A 17,584-nucleotide genomic window follows, 5' to 3' on the forward strand; every position below is an offset into this window, starting at 1 on the left:
AATTATTTTTAACGATTTTCATAAACTGGATAAGCCGTTATTCTAGGGCTTTTGTAGCCACGGATTACAACTCCACTTTTGCTGATTCCTTGCCACATGTTATTATCTCTGCCTTTGACATCTTTTCTATTTTCCCATGCTGAGTTTATTTCGTCAATAATTCTCGCTTCATCCCAGTTTTCTGGAAACATTGTATTTACTCCACCATTAGAAGTTTTTGCCTGCCAAGTTCCGTCTTTTTTCTTCACTTCAATACTTGCTCGATATACTCCATTTTTAGCTGGATTTCCAATTTTTTTTACAATCCTCACATCTCCATGCAAAAGTGAATGTCCGCCAGTAACTTTACCTTGCGAATTTTCATCTCCGCCAATCACATGGTCATAATCAATTTGATATTTTCTATCTCCTTGGTTTGAAGTATTTTGAGTTAGTTTTTCATTTTTATTTTCTATATTTTTCTGTTTAATAATATTCTTTTTGCCATTTCTCTTATTTTGTGCAACAAATTCCTTTGAAGAATTTTCCTTTGCATTTATACTGTTATTTCTGCTTAAATACAGTTTTCCTAATCCAAACAACACAATAACAAATAATAGTAGTATTTTTGTAATTTTATTTTTATTCATTTTCTAAATTTTCTCCTTTTTATATATTTTTTAGTATATCTATAATAATCTTTCTTTAAAATTAGACTCAAAGGTTATGATTATTTTACTTAAACTTAAAGTTATCTAACTTTTATTATCTTAATTTTAAATGGATTTAAGCATATTATACCAAACTTATACCTTAAAATCAATATTGTTAAGTTCTTTCAAATTCCAACAGTTTTGAAAAAATATGGTATAATTAAAAATAAACAGTAACTAGAATAGTAAAATATATATAAGAATCGAAAGGACTGATATAATTATGAAAAAGACTTTATATTTAATGCGGCATGGACAGACTTTATTCAATTTACGGAAAAAAATTCAAGGGAGCTGTGATTCTCCGCTGACTGATGAGGGAATTAGACAGGCTAAAATAGCTGGAAAATATTTTACGGATAATGGGATTACTTTTGATGCGGCTTATTCTTCTACTCAGGAAAGAGCTTGCGATACACTTGAAATTGTGACTGACAATAAAATGAAATATGAAAGATTGAAAGGATTAAAGGAATGGAATTTTGGATTATTCGAGGGGGAAAGTGAAGATTTGAATCCAAAACATCCGAATGAGAGAACTTATGGTAATTTTTTTGTGAATTTTGGCGGAGAAAGTAATAAGGAAGTTGAAAAAAGAATGCAGGAAACTTTGACTGAAATTATGGAAAAGGATGGAAATAATACCGTTCTTGCTGTGAGCCATGGTGGTGCATGCTATAATTTCTTTTTGAAAAATGCTCCAGATATTCCATTTACAGGACTTCCAAACTGTGCCATTTTCAAATATGAGTATGAAGATGGTAAATTTACATTCATCGAACTTATTAAGCACGATTTCACAAAAGAAATATAACTAAAAAATGCCTTAAATAAACTTTTACTATACATAATTTTGTAAAAATTTTATTTTAAGGCTTTTTATTTTTAGCGTTTTTCAATGAACTAATAGTCCTTTTATGCTTTTAAATCATCATATTCTTCACTTTCAAACTTTTTCACAATATAACTGCAAATCGGCACAATTTTATAACCATTTTCTCTTGCGTATTTTACACCAGCATCAAACAATTTTCCTGCAATCCCTTGCCCTCTTAACTCAGACGAAACTACAGTCGATTCAAAATACAATTTTTCACCTTCTTTTCTATAAGTCAATTTTGCAAGTTCATCTCCATTTTCTCCAAATATAAAAAATCCTTCATTTACTACATGTCTTATTTCCATTTTTTCAAACTTCCTTTCAATATTTTATTTTATTATATAGTAAAATCATTTCAAAATCAAATTTAAAAAGTTTACAAATATTTCAATATTTCACGTTTATATTGAATAAATTTTTCAGACATTATAACTTCTTCATTATTATAACTCTTGTCCTGACTATTTTTCAAGTCAATATTTATTTGTGCAGCAATTTTACCTGGACTTCCTGCCAAAATATAAATTCTGTCGGAAAGCAGTATCGCCTCATCAATATCATGAGTGATAAACAAAGTTGACATCTTAATTTTGTTCATTATGTTTAAATACCAGCTATGAATTTTATGCTTTGTAATGGCGTCCAATGCACTAAAAGGCTCATCAAGGAGAGCGACTTCGCTGGAAAACAAATATGTTCTAAGCAATGCCGCCCTTTGTTTCATCCCGCCTGACAGTTTACTCGGATATAAATTTTCTGTACCTTCCAATCCAAAATCTTTAAAATACGGCTTTGCAATTTCTCGTGCCTTATTTTTATTTTCACCCCTTATCACAAGTGGAAGTGCCACATTGTCAATAATTTTTTTATGAGGCAAAAGCAAGTCTTTTTGCAGCATGTAACTTATTTTTCCAGATTTTCCAGTTATATCTTCTCCATTCATTTTCACATTTCCGCAATCAGGCTTTAAAAGTCCTGCAATAATGTTAAATAACGTTGTTTTCCCAGCACCGCTCATTCCTAAAATACAGACCAGCTCATTTTCATACAAATCAATTGAAATATTTTCCAAAACTTTTTTATTTTCAAAAGAAATGGAAATATCTTTTATTTCAAGCTTTTTGTCTTTCTTCACTTAGTATTTCTCCTTTTGATAAATTTTTTATTTCAGATACTCGTTACTATATCCAAAATTCTTTGGTATTTCACGTTCTACAGCCTTATTTTTGTAAAGCCATTCATAAAATCTGTTCCAACGGCTTGCATCAATTATTCCCCATTCCTTTGCATCAGACTGGTATTCTTTAGAAATCCACTTTTGGCTGGCTGTTACCAAGTTTATGTCAAGCTCTGGAGAATTTTTTACCAAAATCTTTGCTGATTCCTCTGGATTTTTCATTGCGTATTTATACCCTTTTTTTATTGTCTTCAAAACTTTTTTTGCAATTTCAGGATTTTTTTTCAGAAAGTCATTATTTGCGATAATTACAGGGCTGTAATAGTCAAGTTCCTCTCCATAGTCACGAATTTTTAGAAAATTTGTCTGAAGTCCTGCCCTTTCTGTAGCAATCCCATCCCACGCATAATAAACCCAGACAGCATCAACATCAGTCTTTAAGCCAGTCACAACATCTGTTATAGTATAAGGAATCAATTTTACTTTAAAAAAATCGCCTTTATCATCTGTTACTAATTTTTTCAAGATAGCCTGCTCAATATTATCTTCCCAAGTAGCATATTTTTTACCTTCCAGTTTTTTTGGCGAATCAATGCCTTTTTCCTTTAATGAAATAATTCCAGATGTATTATGCTGCAGAATCGCAGCAACAGCTGTTACTGGTACAGGACTCTCCTTTGCAAATGATTTTGCCAATGTATCCTGAAAACTTATTCCAAATTCTGCTCCTCCGGCTCCAATAAGTGCCGTTGTGCTCCCTTCAGGCGGCTGCACAATTTCCACATCCAATCCTTCCTCCTTGAAATACCCTAGGTCTTTTGCCACATAAAGTCCTGTATGATTAGTGTTTGGCACCCAGTCCAGTACAATTTTTATTTTCTGATTACTTTTAGATTTTCCACATGAAACAGCCAAAACCAAGATTAAACATAAAATTAAAATTTTTGAAATTTTTTTCATTTTTTATACCTCTCTTTACTTTTTTTGAATTTTTTTTAATAATAAATTTATTATAAACTTTTTTAGCAAAAGATAAAAACTTAGCGCTTTCTAATAATTAAAATAGATTTTTTAGTTTAATAAATCGACGGAGCTTTTATTTGTTCAACTACGACTGTTTGACGACTGAAAGGAGGAGTTTCGGAGTTGGGCAAATGAAAGTCGGAGTCTAGCCATAGGTTGTAGGATTTGCGGCAATGAGCAATCCTACGGAAATAAAAAATATTTAATATTAAATCCCGTTAAAAATAAAAACTATGTTAGAGATAAAAAAATAATTCTTTTTTTAATAATATTTAATCCAAAAATTATTAAATATTTGTTTTTTAAACGAGAAATAATATAAGAATTTATTTTTCCCAAACCATACACCATTTCTGTATTTTTTTTACAAGATACATAAGTAGCAGGCTTATTGCAGAAATAAGAAAAATTACCGCAAACATCTTATCAAATGAATACGATTTTCTGACTCTTGTCATATAAACTCCAAGTCCGCTAAATCCACCAAGCCATTCAGCCACAACCGCTCCAATTATAGAATATGAAACCGAAATTCTAAGCCCTGCGAAAAAATATCCTAATGAGCCTGGCAATTTTACATGAACAAAGTTCTGAAATGGCGTTGCTCCCATTGTTTTTAATAAATTCAGCATATCCTTGTCAGCCGAACGAAATCCATCCAGAAGCCCAATAGTTATAGGAAAAAACGAAGTCATCACAATAAGCGTAATCTTTGGCAATATTCCATATCCCATCCAAAGTACCAAAAGCGGTGCAATCGCAACTGTAGGTATTGTTTGACTAATTATCAAAACAGGATAAATCATTTTGTACGCATATTCAAACCTGTCCATAATAACTGCCACGGCAAATCCAAGAATTATTCCCAGACCAAGCCCCAAAAATGCTTCAAGCAAAGTAATTTTTGTATGCTCCATAAGCAGTGGAAAATCCAAAACAAATGCTTTTACAACTTCAAATGGCGATGGCAACATAAATTTTGGTATAATGTTCACCATTGAAAAAATTTGCCAAATCATCAATAATACAGCAATAATAATACCTGGTGCAATTTTATCTGTTATATTTTGAAATTTTTTCATCAATCTTTAAAATATCTCCTTTCGGTTTATAATTTATTTTTACATACGACATTACGCCCTCAGCCCCCGCCTTCACAGCCACAACTTGACATTCCTTAACAATTTCCATAAGTTCGTCAAAATCTCCTTCTACCGTTGTTTCAAATGGAGCAACATTCATTTTTAACCCTTTGCTTTTAATAAATTCAATAACTTCATCAACAACTCTTACAATTTCCTCATTTCCCACAACATTTGGCAATACCTGAATTGCAATGCTTGCATTAATTTCTTTTCTTTCCATAATCTATCACTCCTCTTTTTATATTTTTATTTAAAATTTCTTCATGCAAAAAAATCTCCTTATCACAAGGAGATTCTATATTTCTATAAATTTTTTAAAATAATTTGAAAAGGTATGCAAAATAACTTTAAAATTATTTCTTATTTTATATAAAATACTCCCTCCGACAGTATTACCTGTATCAGGTTATATGGGTTTAATTCTCAGCAAAATTGCTCCCCAGTATTTTTATTAAATTGTTAAATTTTTTATAAATTTTATTTATCTTACTTTAATTTCTTCAAAATCAGGATATACTTTTTTGGCATATTTTAAAGTTTTTTCATCTAAATTCATAATATACCACTTGTTTTCATCTTCAAATACCAATGAATCTTGCTTTCTATCCACTTTTTGATTATCAACTGCCACTGTGGTTACTGAGGAAATAATTGCATAATTCCTTCCTGCTGATGTTCTTCCAATTTTAGCAGCATCTACATCATAAACAACGTTTTCAATTTTAAGTTCAGTTTGAACAACTTTCAATATTTCTGTCATCATTTTTTTTAGTTCTTCTACTGATGTCGAATTTTTTTCTGCAACGTATTTTAAATACCTTTCAGGAATTTCGTTTATAACTGTCGCATAATTCCCTGCCATCAGATCCTTTACGATTCTGTCAACTTTTTTAGTAATTTCAGGTTTTGTTTTGTTCCACCATTCCTGTGCCTTTTCAGCTTGCACCTTGTCAACATTTATACAAATTTTTTCATTTCTTTTTATTTTACATTTTTGGACTGTTTCTTTTAAAAGATTATTGTTTTTTTTCAAATTTTCAACACTATATTTATTTCCGCAAGCTGTAAAAAATAATGCCGCAAACATTGTCACCAATAAAAATTTTATCTTTCTCATTTTTTCTCCGTTTCTTATTTTATTTCCATCAAGTCCGGATACAGCTCTTTCATAGAAGTTATATAATTTTTATCAAAATTAACAAGATACCATCTGTTCTCATCTTCAAATGCCAGTATTTTACCTTTGGACTCTATACTTTTCCCTTTTACTGACATTGTTACAGTCGTTGGAATAAGTGCGTAATTTCTTCCTCTGCTTGTTTTCCCAATCTTGGCATTTTCTAAATCATATGTGCTTTTAGTAAATTTTACATCTTTTGTTATTCCACTCAACAGCTTAATTGCTGAACTTTTAAATTCCGGTACTGTCATTGACGCTTTTTTTGCCATATAGCTTAAATATTTTTCAGGCAATTCATTAATATTTGCCATGTAATCGCCGTTTATTGTAGCTTTTGAAAGTTTATCCATTCTTGTCTTTATTTCAGACTTTATTCTATTCCATGCTTGCTGTGCTGTTTCAGTATTTTTACCTGATTTTTCAGAAATTTTTATATTTTTATTTAAATTTTCCTTACCACTTTTATTCCCAGCAGCTGAAAAAGCCGTTGCTGAAATAATAATCATTAATCCTACTATTATTTTTTTCATTTATCCTCCAAATAATATTTATTTTTTATTACCTATCTTTACTGTTACTCTACTTTTATATCTGCAAGATCAGAATACATTTCAGTTAAGATAGTTTTATTCTTTTCATCAATATTTACCATATATAATTTATCTCCATCTTCAAATACCAAATTTTTCTGACTTATTTCTCCTTGATTTCCTTGAGCTGAAATTACATTTTTTGTAGGTATAATTGCATAATTTCTTCCAGCACTTGTCTGTCCTATTTTTGCATTTTCTACATTATATTCGACTTTTTCAAATTTTATCTTCTTTATAGTTACTTTTAAAATCTGTAACGCCATTTCTTTAGCCTTCTGAGGTGTTGTAGAACCATGTTTTGCTTCCCATTCCCAAAGCTTTTCAGGTACAAATTCCATACTTGACATAGGATTTCCAGCCATCAGATCCTTTGCGATTCTGTCAACTTTTTTAGTGATTTCAGGTTTTGTTTTGTTCCACCATTCCTGCGCCTTTTCAGCTTGTACCTTGTCAACATTTATACAAATTTTTTCATTCCTTTTTATTTTACATTTTTGAGCCGTTTCTTTTAGCAGCTTGTCATTTTTTTTAAGATTATCAACACTGTATTTATTTCCGCATGCCGTAAAAATTACTGCCGAAATCATTGCAGCCATCAAAAATTTCATCTTTTTCATTATTTCCTCCGAATCTACTTATTTAATAATTATACCTTATTTTTCAAAATTTTCAAAATTTTATTTTATTTACTTTTTAGCACAGCCCTAACTGCATAATGTAAAAAATAATAAACTGACTTCAAAAACGGTAATTTCTCAACTTTTCGATAAATTTCCCAACGAACTTTTGCCGTTTTAGCCTTATTGCTCGAACGCGAATTATCCAGCACTCGATAATAAGCCAAATTCTCCTTGAGTCCAAAAATTGTTTTCACATCTTTCACAATTTCCAGCCAAAGTACATAATCCTCATTTTTCGCCAGTTCCTTAAAATATCGCTTCCCAACTTTTTCCACATCATACATAACTGTAAGACAGCCTAGATAGTTATTTTTCAGCATATCAGTATAGGAAATTTCTGATTTAATTACAACTTCATTGATTTTTTCGCCATTTTCCTTAACTCTCGTGTACTCTGTACAGCTTATACCTGCATTTTTTTCTTTCATAAATTGTATCTGCTTTTCCAATTTTTGGCTATGCCAGTAGTCATCAGCATCTAAAAATGCAATATATTTTCCATTTGCCAAATCAATCAAATGATTTCTCCCTTTTACAACCCCCATATTTTTTTCAGTATTCACAACCTTTATTCTATCATCCTTTTTTACATATTCATTTACAACTGCAAGACTGTTATCCGTTGAAACATCATTCATAATAAGCATTTCCCAATTTTCATAAGTCTGTGAAAGCACTGATTCTATTGTTTTTCCAATAAACTTTTCTGCATTATACATTGGCACAATTATTGAAACTTTTTCTTTATCCATTTTCTCTCCTTATTTCATTTTTAAAATTTTAAGAAATTTTATCCTCAAACCGCTTTAATAACAAATTAAAAGGCAACTATTTTATTAAAATAAAAAATTTATTCCGATTAATTAGGTATTAGAGACGTTCGAGCATACTTTTAAAGTATATACATTATTTTTTTAAATACAATTTATCAAAAAATTCATCAAAGTTATCTCCTAATTTTATCCATTTCCATTTTTCCCTATTTCCTCCTTCAGTAAAAATTTTATGTATATCCTCAGCAAAATAATACATAAAAATCTCCTTTGTTTCTTTAGAAATAAATATGTACTCATTTTCATCCGCATCTATTGCCACATAGTTATTTCTCCAAAAATATGTTCTTTTTAAATCAGGATTTTTTTCATATTCCCTCTCATCAAATTCTGTAAGCATATTTTTTCCTCTTTCAACTGTTTCATCATCAAAATATAAATACGAAATAAATTTATCATTTATATTCTCATCATCAATGGGTATATATACAGTTTCCTTAAAATAAATTTCAGAATATTTTTTAACCATATCTCTGTATTCTTCTTTTTCAATTCCCAAACTTTCTATAAATTCATCGTCATAATAGTAGCTTTCCTCTTCCCTCACTTCACAATCTTCTATCTCAAGTATTTCTTCCAAATGCTTTTGTCTATCCATTTCTATCATCTCCTATCTTTCTTCATCCAATTGTTCCAGCAATCTATCAACAAATTTTGTCAGTTGCTCTTTTTCTTCCTTAGACATTTCTTTATTGTCTTTTGGATCTACATACAGTTTTTCAATAAATTCATCAAAATTTTCTGATAATTTTGTCCACTTCCAATAAACTCCTTTACTTTCATCCTCTAAATCTGAATATGAAGAATACTGTACTATTTTATTTGTTTCTTTTGATATATATATATGAATAATATCTTCCACTTATTATTGGTATGTAATTATCTAACTCTTCATAGTTTACTTCAATTTTTTTAGCATTTTTTCCATATTTCTTCTTATGAATTTTTTCAGAGTACCATCTTAATTTTTTTCTTCCATTTTCATACACTTCATCACTAAAATCTAAGTCAAAAAATAAAGCCTCCCCTTCTTCATTCGTTTCTGGATCAAAATCTTTGCAATGGAGCAGTGGTTTAAATGCTATAAACTCATAATCTAATACTAAATTAACATATTTTTTTACTCCGTATTTCTCTAGTAACTCTTTTGTATAATATTTGCTTTTCTCTTTCCTTCTTTTTCAGTATATTCTATATCCACAGCTTCCCAAAATTTTTTATATTTTTCCATTCTTTTCACCATTATAATTGATTTTTACTAATTATTGCCTTTCTTTTTCTATCAATTCGTATTCTATTATTTCTTCTAAATGTTTTTTTCTAGCCATGTTTAATTTTTTTAGATTTGAAGCAGTAATTTTTTGAATTTCTTGATTAAAAAGCTCCCCCCCTTTTTATTAATCCTGCGGAAACTTAATACCCGCCTCAAGTCTAGCTTTTGTCTGCACTTCGCTTACCAACAGGCTTTTTTTCAGCTGTTTATAGCAAAATTCCAAGTCATTTTCATTTACTGCACTAATGAATGTTTTAAATTCAGGCACAACTCTATCTTTTGAAAATCCATCATCAAAACTTTCTGTTGTTCCATCATACATTTTCAATGTGACTTTTCCGACAAGTGACGGTGCTTCTTCACTTATGATTTTTCCTTCACTTCCTTGAATCATGCCTATTCTTTTCCCTTCACTATCTTTTGCACATACACACATTGCATTGAAATTTTTGTATTCTATCATAAGAACTCCGCTAGTATCAATATTTCTTTCAATATTTGCATAGTATTTTACATTTTCAGGCTTTCCAAAAAGTCCTAAAACATAATGTAAGTTATATAGCCCCAAGTCCATCAATGCTCCTCCAGCTTTTTCAGAATCAAATACAGGCAGAATTTCCCCTCTCTTAAAAGCGTCATATCTGCTGGAATACTGACTATACTGGCTCTGAACAAGTTTCACATCTCCAATTTTTTCAATCCAGTCTTTTATTTTTTTATAATTTTCAAAATAAAGTGTCGTTATTGCTTCAAATAAAAACAGTTTTTTTTCTTTTGCCAAATCCGACAATTCTTTAGCTTGTCTATAATTAGTTGTCATCGGCTTTTCAACAATAACATTCAGACCTTTTTCCAATGCTTTTTTACAATATTCAAAATGTAAAAAATTCGGAACAGCAATATAGACAGCATCAATTCCAAATTCACAAAGTTTGTTAAAATCATCAGTAAATTTCGGAATACTATATTTTTTACAAATTTCCTCAATTTTACCAATACTATTTTTTGTCCCTTGTATCCCCACGATTTCCAGTCCTTTCAACTGAACAAGACTAGGCAAAAATTCCTGAACAATCATCCCTGAACCAACAATTCCCAATTTCATAAAAAATTCCTTCTTTAATCTTTCTATTTTTTATATTAATAAAATGGTTTGATAATTTATTTTAAAATTCCAAATATTTCACTTCAATATCATTAGTCAGCCAAACGCCATTTTTTGAAATAAAAAATTCTTTTCCATCTTCGTACATCCTTTCAGCCAAAACCTTTATTACAAATGGTTTTCCGTGTCTTTGACCAACAGAATATGCCGTTTCTTCCGTCTCTGACAAATGTACAAATTGCCTGCTTTTCTTTTTTAACCCCTCTTTTTTTATCTGCTCCAAAAATCTATCCGCTGTTCCATGATACAAAATTTTAGGAGGCTTAACAGCTTTCAATTCTAAGTCAACATCTATGCTATGTCCTTGACAAGCCCTAATTTTCGTCAAATTTTTATTAAATTCATATCTCTTTTTACTGTTATTCCTTACAATCTCCTCCAAAATTTCAAAATTTATCCGTTCCTCTTTTCCGTCTTCAACATCTCCAGAGCGATTTATTCCATTAATAAGCTCATTTACATCAGCCCATCCATTCCTATCCAGTTCAATTCCAATCATCTCAGGCTTATGCCTTAAAATCAAGCTTATAAATTTTCCTAATCTTGTTAATTTCTTTTTCACGGTTCTCCTTTTTTCTATATAATTTATTAAGTAAATTAAATCTTTATTTATTTAATTTTTTTGAAAATAAAATCGGCTATATTAAAACAATAAATAGTTAATTCATCAAATTATTATAATCATTTACCAACTTATTATACTTTTTAATCACATCGTTCGGAGTCCCAACCATATCCTCCGTATAAACCTTCTTCTCAATTTCACTCTTGCTCATCGACTTGCTTTTTTCAATTTCCCTAATAAATATTGTAACCGATTTTTCAAATTCTGCAAGCTGTTTGTTAAATATTTCCAATTTTTCTTTTGTATAATTTTCTTTTTTTATCTGTTTTTCGTTTGTAATTACTTTTTGAAAGCTAGTTGAAGCTGTTAAAATATTTTGTTGTGCTTTTTTTAATTTTCCCAAATCACCTTTTATAAAGGTTGTCATACTAATTTTCTGATTATCCACTTTATCCACAAAATCTTCACAATTATTTATAAGAACCGCCAAATTGTATTTTATCAGACTTCCTTCATTTTTATATGTTTCCAATATCTTCTGTATTCTTTCTTTCGATTTGTTTTCCACTTCCGTTTTAAAAATATTTGAACTTTCTTTATATCTTTTATAAACTTTCAAAAAATCTGTATGTAATTGCTGCCCTTTTGCAAAGCCATCTGCCAAATGTTCTTTTTTTCCATAGTAATTTGTCATGAAATCCGTTACTGTTTTTAATTCTTTTAAAATCGGCAATAATTTTTTGGAAGAATTATCCAGCTTTTCCATCTTAAATTTAGAATTTATATTTTTTTCAAGTTTTTGGATAACAGTATTATCAATTTTAATAACAGGAATGTTTTCCAGAGTCCCCATTTCCTGTGCATTTATTTCCTTGCCTTCTCCAGCCACATCAATATATTTTGAAATTTCATTCTCAATATTTGTTAAATTATTATGGATTTCAATATAACCGTTGTACTTCTCCATCTCTTCATTTTTTACTTTTTTTATACTCAATTTTCTTCCAATTTCCTTAAATGTATCATCACAGGAAAATAAAAAAATCGAAAGAAATCCTATTAATATTATTTTTTTATAGTTCATTTTTACTCCATTACCTTTTATTTCTTTATTTTACTTAAAAATTTTACCAATTTCCCTAATCCTATTATTCAAAATAAAACTAACGAAATTGGTAATTTTTAAAATTTATTTCTATTTTATTTGATAAAATCAATAATTAATCATATCGAACTTACATTAAATGAAATGGATTCAAGAACTTTCAGTAAAGCGTCCGTTGTATCAAGTGAAGTAAGACATGCTATTTCCTGCTCGCTTGCAGCACGTCTGATTTTAAATCCATCGTTTCTTGCAGTCTTTTTCTTACCAGCTGTATTTATTACCATATCAACAAGTCCTTTATAAATCAGCCCTAGCACATCGTGTTCATATTTTCCTTCTTCTTCAATTTTTCCAACTGTTTCAACACGAAGCCCTTTTTCCTCAAAATATCTGGCTGTACCTTTCGTAGCCATTATATGATAACCTAACCGGGAAAATCTCTTAGCTAGTCCATAAGCTTCCTCTTTTGCCGTTCCACTAATTGTAAACAATACGCTTCCTTGATCCTTGACTTTAATTCCAGATGAAATTAGCCCTTTGTAAAGTGATTTTTCAAGGTTTTCATCACTTCCCATAACTTCTCCTGTAGACTTCATTTCAGGCCCTAGCGTTGTGTCCACATCTTTCAGTTTTTGGAAACTGAACACAGGAACTTTTGTATACACATGTTTGCTTTCTTCAATTAATCCAGTTTGGTATCCTTTACTTTTCAATGTTTCTCCAAGAATTCCCTTCATAGCAAGATTTGCCATAGGAACACCTGTAATCTTGCTTAAAAATGGAACTGTCCTTGAACTTCTAGGATTTACTTCCAATACATAAACTTCTCCATCACTAATTACATACTGAATATTCAAAAGCCCTATAATATTTAATCCCTTTGCAAGCCTTGTTGTATAGTCAATTAATGTACGTTTTTGTGAATCTGTAATGCTTTGTGGAGGGTAAACCGCAATAGAATCTCCAGAATGGACTCCCGCTCTTTCGATATGCTCCATAATTCCAGGAATCACAACCGTTTCCCCATCGCAAATTGCATCCACTTCGATTTCCTTTCCAACTAAATATCTGTCAGTAAGCACAGGATGATCAGGAGACACCTTTACAGCATTTTCCATATATTGACGCAATTCCTCTTCACGATATACGATTTCCATTGCTCTTCCACCTAATACGTAAGATGGACGTACTAAAACAGGGTATCCAATTTCAGCCGCATTTTTTACAGCAGTTTCCGTATCAAACGCAGTTTTTCCAAGAGGCTGAGGAATATTCAATTTATGCAGCAATGCCTCGAATTTATCACGATTTTCCGCATTATCAATTTCTTCAAGTGCTGTTCCCAATATTTTAACACCATGTCTTGCCAATTTTTCAGCCAAGTTAATTGCCGTCTGTCCACCAAACTGAACAACAACGCCTTCTGGCTGTTCAAGTTCAATTATTGCCATAACATCCTCTTCTGTAAGTGGCTCAAAATAAAGCTTATCCGAAATTGAAAAGTCCGTTGAAACAGTTTCTGGGTTGTTATTTACAATAATTGCCTCATAGCCAGACTCTTTTATCGCCTTCACAGCGTGAACTGTAGCATAGTCAAATTCAACACCTTGCCCAATTCTAATAGGTCCTGAGCCAAGTACAATAATTTTTTTCTTATTTCCTACAACACTTTCATTTTCCTGCTCATAAGTCGAGTAAAAATAAGGTGTTTCTGACTTAAATTCAGCCGCACAGGTATCAACCATCTTAAACACAGGCTTAATATTGCATTTTTCACGAAGTTTGTAAACTTCATCTTCTGTCGTATTCCAACGGTGTGCAATAACTTTATCTGAAAATCCATATCTTTTGGCAAACAGCAGTGCATCTGGATTATTTACATTTGCCTTCAATTCCACTTCAATATCAATAATATTTTTCATTTTATCAAGGAAAAACATGTCAATTTTTGTCATATCATGTATTTCCTGCGGAGTAACTCCTCGTCTTAATGCTTCCCCAATGAAAAACAATCTTTCATCTCCAGCTTTCTGGATTCTTCTCAAAATGTATTCCAAGCTGAATTCATCTCCATTTGGAAGCCCCAAGTGATGTACTCCGTACTCAAGTGAACGAATAGCTTTTAACAAACTTTCCTCATAAGTTCTACCAATAGCCATTACTTCTCCAGTTGCCTTCATTTGAGTTCCTAGATGTCTATCTGCCTTTTCAAATTTGTCAAATGGAAATCTCGGTATTTTACTTACAACATAGTCAAGTGACGGCTCAAAGCACGCATACGAATTTTTGGTAACAGGATTTATAATTTCATCAAGTGTCAATCCAACTGCAATTTTTGCGGCAATTTTTGCAATTGGATAACCTGTCGCCTTTGAAGCAAGTGCCGATGAACGTGATACTCTCGGATTTACCTCGATGATATAATAATTGAATGAATATGGATCTAGTGCCAGCTGAACATTACATCCACCTTCTATTTTCAACGCTCTTATTATTTTCAACGAAACATCCCTTAACATGTGATATTCCCTGTCTGTCAACGTTTGCGAAGGTGCTACTACAATCGAATCTCCCGTGTGAATACCAACTGGATCAATATTTTCCATATTACATACAACAATCGCTGTATCATTACTGTCACGCATTACTTCATACTCAATTTCCTTATATCCTGAAATTGATTTTTCCAATAAACATTGTGTTACTGGCGAATATCTAAGTCCATTTGTAACAATGTCTTCCAGTTCTTCATCATTATGGCAGATTCCTCCACCAGTTCCTCCCATTGTAAAGGCAGGACGCACAATCACAGGGTATCCAATTTTTTCCACAAATCTACGTGCCTCTTCCAAATTATGAATAATATCCGATTCAGGCACAGGCTCTCCCAGTTCATTCATCAAATCTCTGAACAGTTCCCTGTCTTCCGCCTGCTTAATAGAGTCAAGCTTAGTTCCTAGCAGCTCTACTCCACATTCTTCCAGTACTCCTGCTTCATGCAGTTCCACAGCCAGATTTAGCCCAACCTGTCCTCCAAGAGTAGGAAGCAAGGCATCTGGACGTTCTTTTCTTATAATTTTTGACACAAATTCAACAGTTAATGGCTCAATATATACTTTATCTGCAATTTCCTTATCTGTCATAATAGTTGCAGGATTGGAATTTACAAGGATAACCTTGTACCCTTCTTCACGCAATGATAGACACGCCTGTGTCCCCGCATAATCAAATTCAGCAGCCTGTCCAATAATAATCGGCCCAGATCCAATCACTAAAATTGTTTCTATATCTTTTCGTTTAGGCATTTCCCTACATCTCCTTGCTATTAATTTTTATCAACGCTTTTATTTCAATATTTTATAATTTTTAATTTTATGTAACAAATTTACCTAAAATAAACTAAAAAATTTGTTTTCAATCAATAGTTCTAAAATTATTATTTCCGATTCTTTTTCATATTTTCAATAAACATATCAAATAAATAATTTGGGTCATGTGGTCCTGGAGAAGCCTCTGGATGATACTGTACCGAAAATACTGGATATTTTTTATGTCTTACACCTTCGCAGGTTCTGTCATTTACTGCAATATGTGTTAATTCCAGCTCTGTATCCTTCAAAGAATCAATATCTACAGCATATCCATGATTTTGTGCTGTAATATCAACTTTTCCAGTTTGTAGGTTTAATACTGGCTGATTTGCTCCACGATGTCCGAATAGCAATTTATATGTCTTTGCTCCACAGGCAAGTGAAATCAGCTGATGTCCCATGCAAATTCCAAAAATTGGCACTTTATCTATTAATTTCCTAATTGTAGCAATTGTTTCTGGAACATCTATAGGATCTCCTGGTCCATTGCTTAACATTATTCCGTCTGGTTTTTGTCTTAAAATTTCTTTAGAAGTTGCATTATGTGGCATTACGACAATATCACAGTCCCTTGAGTTAAGTTCCCTCATAATTCCTGATTTCATTCCTAAGTCAAGAAGAACAACTCTCATCCCTCTTCCAGATGAAAGAAATGCTTTTTTTGTCGATACCTGTTCGATTTGATTGGTTGGTAACGAATTGATTTTTAAATTTTTTGCAATTTCTTGCGAATCTTTGTCTGCACTAACGATAATTCCTTTAATCGTTCCATGCTCTCTTATTTTCTTTGTCAGACTACGTGTATCAATTCCAGAAATTCCTGGAATATTTAAGTCTTTCAAAACTTCATCCAATGTAAATTCATTTCTAAAATTAGAAGGTTTTCTACATATTTCACGAGTTATAATTCCCTTAATACTTGGATTAATAGTTTCATAATCATCCCTATTTATCCCATAATTTCCAATTAATGGATAAGTAAATGTAATAATCTGCCCATTATACGATGGATCTGAAATAGTTTCCTGGTACCCAGTCATCGCAGTATTAAAAACAACTTCCCCAGCCATTTCCACATCTGCTCCAAATCCATACCCTTTATACACACTACCATCTTCTAAAACAAGCTGTTTATCCAATGCGTACATAAATACTACCTCCCTAAATTTTAAATGATACTATTTGTTTTAAAATTTGTTCAATTGTCATTAACGTGTCTGATTTGCGATATAGTAAACTATTTTAATTCAAATTCTAGATATGTATTTAACAAAAGTCTGAATGTATTTACTAACATCTCTAATCTCATAATTATACTATATTTTTTTAGTTTTATCAATAATGGTAAATAATTATTTTTGTAACAAATGTTTGGGTGTATTGTATAATCAAATGCAACAAATTTAAGTAATTATTAAAAATATCTCTGATTCAGAATTTTCAGAAATATCCTAATAACTTCAAAAATTAATTTTTACTTTTTGTTTCACTTGATTTGACAATAAACCTAATTCGTAATTTTAATCATATAAATAGAAATCCATTATTTGTAATAGCTCCCTAGAATTATCATCCATATTTTCATTCGCTAATACATCCTTTATTTCCTCTTGCAATTTCATTCTTTCATTTTTAAATTCTTCCTTTCTTTCAGCATCATAAGCCATATTTGCCATTCTTCCTATTGCTGAAAATCCGAAAGTAAAATAATTAAAAATTGTTGTAAATCGTTTTTTCTTTTTAGTTCTTTTAAATTTCATATATTTTTTATCAATTGAACTTATGTCTAGATTTTCTTGTTTTGCTGATTCAAAAAACTTTTCTAGCCTGCCTACACTATTTCTTGAAAATAATTCTAATCCACGTTCTATTAATTCCTTCACTTTTGCCATTTATCTTCCC

General features: G+C 31.0%; 19 protein-coding genes and 1 riboswitch. Of the genes, 1 reads left to right on the top strand and 18 read right to left on the bottom strand.

Annotated features, from left to right (window positions below; genetic code table 11):
* Window positions 1–8: 8 nt before the first annotated feature.
* A complete protein-coding gene (locus AB8B23_RS08210; protein WP_369712342.1) occupies window positions 9–629 on the bottom strand; it encodes an EndoU domain-containing protein in 621 nt (206 codons plus the stop codon).
* A gap of 286 nt (window positions 630–915) precedes the next feature.
* Between AB8B23_RS08210 and AB8B23_RS08215 the strand changes: the two genes are divergently transcribed.
* Window positions 916–1,506, top strand: a complete 591-nt coding sequence (locus AB8B23_RS08215) for a histidine phosphatase family protein (protein ID WP_369712343.1) — start codon at window positions 916–918, stop codon at window positions 1,504–1,506.
* Window positions 1,507–1,607: 101 nt separating this feature from the next.
* Here AB8B23_RS08215 and AB8B23_RS08220 read toward each other — a convergent pair whose 3' ends face one another.
* The 17 genes from AB8B23_RS08220 to AB8B23_RS08300 form a co-directional block, all read right to left on the bottom strand.
* Window positions 1,608–1,877, bottom strand: coding sequence for a GNAT family N-acetyltransferase (locus AB8B23_RS08220; protein WP_369712344.1), 270 nt, complete (start codon window positions 1,875–1,877; stop codon window positions 1,608–1,610).
* A 71-nt stretch (window positions 1,878–1,948) separates the two neighbouring features.
* A complete protein-coding gene (locus tag AB8B23_RS08225; RefSeq protein WP_369712345.1) occupies window positions 1,949–2,707 on the bottom strand; it encodes an ABC transporter ATP-binding protein in 759 nt (252 codons plus the stop codon).
* Between the two features lie 27 nt (window positions 2,708–2,734).
* Window positions 2,735–3,709 carry an ABC transporter substrate-binding protein gene (locus AB8B23_RS08230; protein ID WP_369712346.1) on the bottom strand — a complete coding sequence of 325 codons (975 nt, stop codon included), beginning with the start codon at window positions 3,707–3,709 and terminating at the stop codon, window positions 2,735–2,737.
* 389 nt (window positions 3,710–4,098) lie between these two features.
* Window positions 4,099–4,854 carry an ABC transporter permease gene (locus AB8B23_RS08235; protein WP_369713922.1) on the bottom strand — a complete coding sequence of 252 codons (756 nt, stop codon included), beginning with the start codon at window positions 4,852–4,854 and terminating at the stop codon, window positions 4,099–4,101.
* The gene (locus tag AB8B23_RS08240) at window positions 4,826–5,137 is read right to left on the bottom strand and encodes a thiamine-binding protein (protein WP_304176958.1); all 312 of its coding nucleotides are present in this window, start codon (window positions 5,135–5,137) and stop codon (window positions 4,826–4,828) included. Before AB8B23_RS08240 ends, AB8B23_RS08235 begins: the two co-directional genes overlap by 29 nt.
* Before the next feature lie 141 nt (window positions 5,138–5,278).
* Window positions 5,279–5,369, bottom strand: a riboswitch (TPP riboswitch).
* A gap of 29 nt (window positions 5,370–5,398) precedes the next feature.
* Window positions 5,399–6,034 carry an EexN family lipoprotein gene (locus AB8B23_RS08245; protein ID WP_369712347.1) on the bottom strand — a complete coding sequence of 212 codons (636 nt, stop codon included), beginning with the start codon at window positions 6,032–6,034 and terminating at the stop codon, window positions 5,399–5,401.
* A gap of 14 nt (window positions 6,035–6,048) precedes the next feature.
* Entirely contained in the window at window positions 6,049–6,627 is a 579-nt protein-coding gene (locus tag AB8B23_RS08250) for a hypothetical protein (protein ID WP_369712348.1), read from the bottom strand.
* Window positions 6,628–6,671: 44 nt separating this feature from the next.
* Window positions 6,672–7,307 (bottom strand): EexN family lipoprotein, encoded by a 636-nt coding sequence (locus AB8B23_RS08255; RefSeq protein WP_369712349.1) that lies wholly within the window; start codon window positions 7,305–7,307, stop codon window positions 6,672–6,674.
* Window positions 7,308–7,372: 65 nt separating this feature from the next.
* Window positions 7,373–8,122, bottom strand: a complete 750-nt coding sequence (locus AB8B23_RS08260) for a glycosyltransferase family 2 protein (protein WP_369712350.1) — start codon at window positions 8,120–8,122, stop codon at window positions 7,373–7,375.
* 154 nt (window positions 8,123–8,276) lie between these two features.
* The gene (locus AB8B23_RS08265) at window positions 8,277–8,801 is read right to left on the bottom strand and encodes a hypothetical protein (RefSeq protein ID WP_369712351.1); all 525 of its coding nucleotides are present in this window, start codon (window positions 8,799–8,801) and stop codon (window positions 8,277–8,279) included.
* A 12-nt stretch (window positions 8,802–8,813) separates the two neighbouring features.
* On the bottom strand, window positions 8,814–9,065 hold the full coding sequence (locus AB8B23_RS08270; protein ID WP_369712352.1) for a hypothetical protein: 252 nt from the start codon (window positions 9,063–9,065) through the stop codon (window positions 8,814–8,816).
* Window positions 9,066–9,600: 535 nt separating this feature from the next.
* Window positions 9,601–10,581 (bottom strand): Gfo/Idh/MocA family protein, encoded by a 981-nt coding sequence (locus tag AB8B23_RS08275; RefSeq protein WP_369712353.1) that lies wholly within the window; start codon window positions 10,579–10,581, stop codon window positions 9,601–9,603.
* A 61-nt stretch (window positions 10,582–10,642) separates the two neighbouring features.
* On the bottom strand, window positions 10,643–11,203 hold the full coding sequence (locus tag AB8B23_RS08280; protein ID WP_021743133.1) for an RNA 2'-phosphotransferase: 561 nt from the start codon (window positions 11,201–11,203) through the stop codon (window positions 10,643–10,645).
* A 97-nt stretch (window positions 11,204–11,300) separates the two neighbouring features.
* The gene (locus AB8B23_RS08285) at window positions 11,301–12,290 is read right to left on the bottom strand and encodes a YiiG family protein (RefSeq protein WP_369712354.1); all 990 of its coding nucleotides are present in this window, start codon (window positions 12,288–12,290) and stop codon (window positions 11,301–11,303) included.
* Between the two features lie 140 nt (window positions 12,291–12,430).
* On the bottom strand, window positions 12,431–15,616 hold the full coding sequence (gene carB, locus AB8B23_RS08290) for a carbamoyl-phosphate synthase large subunit (RefSeq protein WP_369712355.1): 3,186 nt from the start codon (window positions 15,614–15,616) through the stop codon (window positions 12,431–12,433).
* 131 nt (window positions 15,617–15,747) lie between these two features.
* Window positions 15,748–16,830 carry a glutamine-hydrolyzing carbamoyl-phosphate synthase small subunit gene (carA, locus tag AB8B23_RS08295; protein ID WP_369712356.1) on the bottom strand — a complete coding sequence of 361 codons (1,083 nt, stop codon included), beginning with the start codon at window positions 16,828–16,830 and terminating at the stop codon, window positions 15,748–15,750.
* Window positions 16,831–17,202: 372 nt separating this feature from the next.
* Window positions 17,203–17,574: a hypothetical protein gene (locus AB8B23_RS08300; RefSeq protein WP_369712357.1), complete on the bottom strand. Its 372-nt coding sequence runs from the start codon at window positions 17,572–17,574 to the stop codon at window positions 17,203–17,205.
* Window positions 17,575–17,584: the final 10 nt, after the last annotated feature.

The organism is Leptotrichia sp. HSP-342 (genome assembly GCF_041199995.1).
GTDB lineage: Bacteria > Fusobacteriota > Fusobacteriia > Fusobacteriales > Leptotrichiaceae > Leptotrichia > Leptotrichia mesophila.

Coding starts and splice junctions, on each gene's coding strand:
- AB8B23_RS08240 (WP_304176958.1), bottom strand. CDS start 5,137: ATGGAAAGAAAAGAAATTAATGCAAGCATTGCAATTCAGGTATTGCCA.
- AB8B23_RS08230 (WP_369712346.1), bottom strand. CDS start 3,709: ATGAAAAAAATTTCAAAAATTTTAATTTTATGTTTAATCTTGGTTTTG.
- AB8B23_RS08215 (WP_369712343.1), top strand. CDS start 916: ATGAAAAAGACTTTATATTTAATGCGGCATGGACAGACTTTATTCAAT.
- carB (WP_369712355.1), bottom strand. CDS start 15,616: ATGCCTAAACGAAAAGATATAGAAACAATTTTAGTGATTGGATCTGGG.
- AB8B23_RS08285 (WP_369712354.1), bottom strand. CDS start 12,290: ATGAACTATAAAAAAATAATATTAATAGGATTTCTTTCGATTTTTTTA.
- AB8B23_RS08210 (WP_369712342.1), bottom strand. CDS start 629: ATGAATAAAAATAAAATTACAAAAATACTACTATTATTTGTTATTGTG.
- AB8B23_RS08245 (WP_369712347.1), bottom strand. CDS start 6,034: ATGAGAAAGATAAAATTTTTATTGGTGACAATGTTTGCGGCATTATTT.
- AB8B23_RS08275 (WP_369712353.1), bottom strand. CDS start 10,581: ATGAAATTGGGAATTGTTGGTTCAGGGATGATTGTTCAGGAATTTTTG.
- AB8B23_RS08300 (WP_369712357.1), bottom strand. CDS start 17,574: ATGGCAAAAGTGAAGGAATTAATAGAACGTGGATTAGAATTATTTTCA.
- AB8B23_RS08260 (WP_369712350.1), bottom strand. CDS start 8,122: ATGGATAAAGAAAAAGTTTCAATAATTGTGCCAATGTATAATGCAGAA.
- AB8B23_RS08265 (WP_369712351.1), bottom strand. CDS start 8,801: ATGGATAGACAAAAGCATTTGGAAGAAATACTTGAGATAGAAGATTGT.
- AB8B23_RS08250 (WP_369712348.1), bottom strand. CDS start 6,627: ATGAAAAAAATAATAGTAGGATTAATGATTATTATTTCAGCAACGGCT.
- AB8B23_RS08235 (WP_369713922.1), bottom strand. CDS start 4,854: ATGAAAAAATTTCAAAATATAACAGATAAAATTGCACCAGGTATTATT.
- AB8B23_RS08255 (WP_369712349.1), bottom strand. CDS start 7,307: ATGAAAAAGATGAAATTTTTGATGGCTGCAATGATTTCGGCAGTAATT.
- AB8B23_RS08220 (WP_369712344.1), bottom strand. CDS start 1,877: ATGGAAATAAGACATGTAGTAAATGAAGGATTTTTTATATTTGGAGAA.
- carA (WP_369712356.1), bottom strand. CDS start 16,830: ATGTACGCATTGGATAAACAGCTTGTTTTAGAAGATGGTAGTGTGTAT.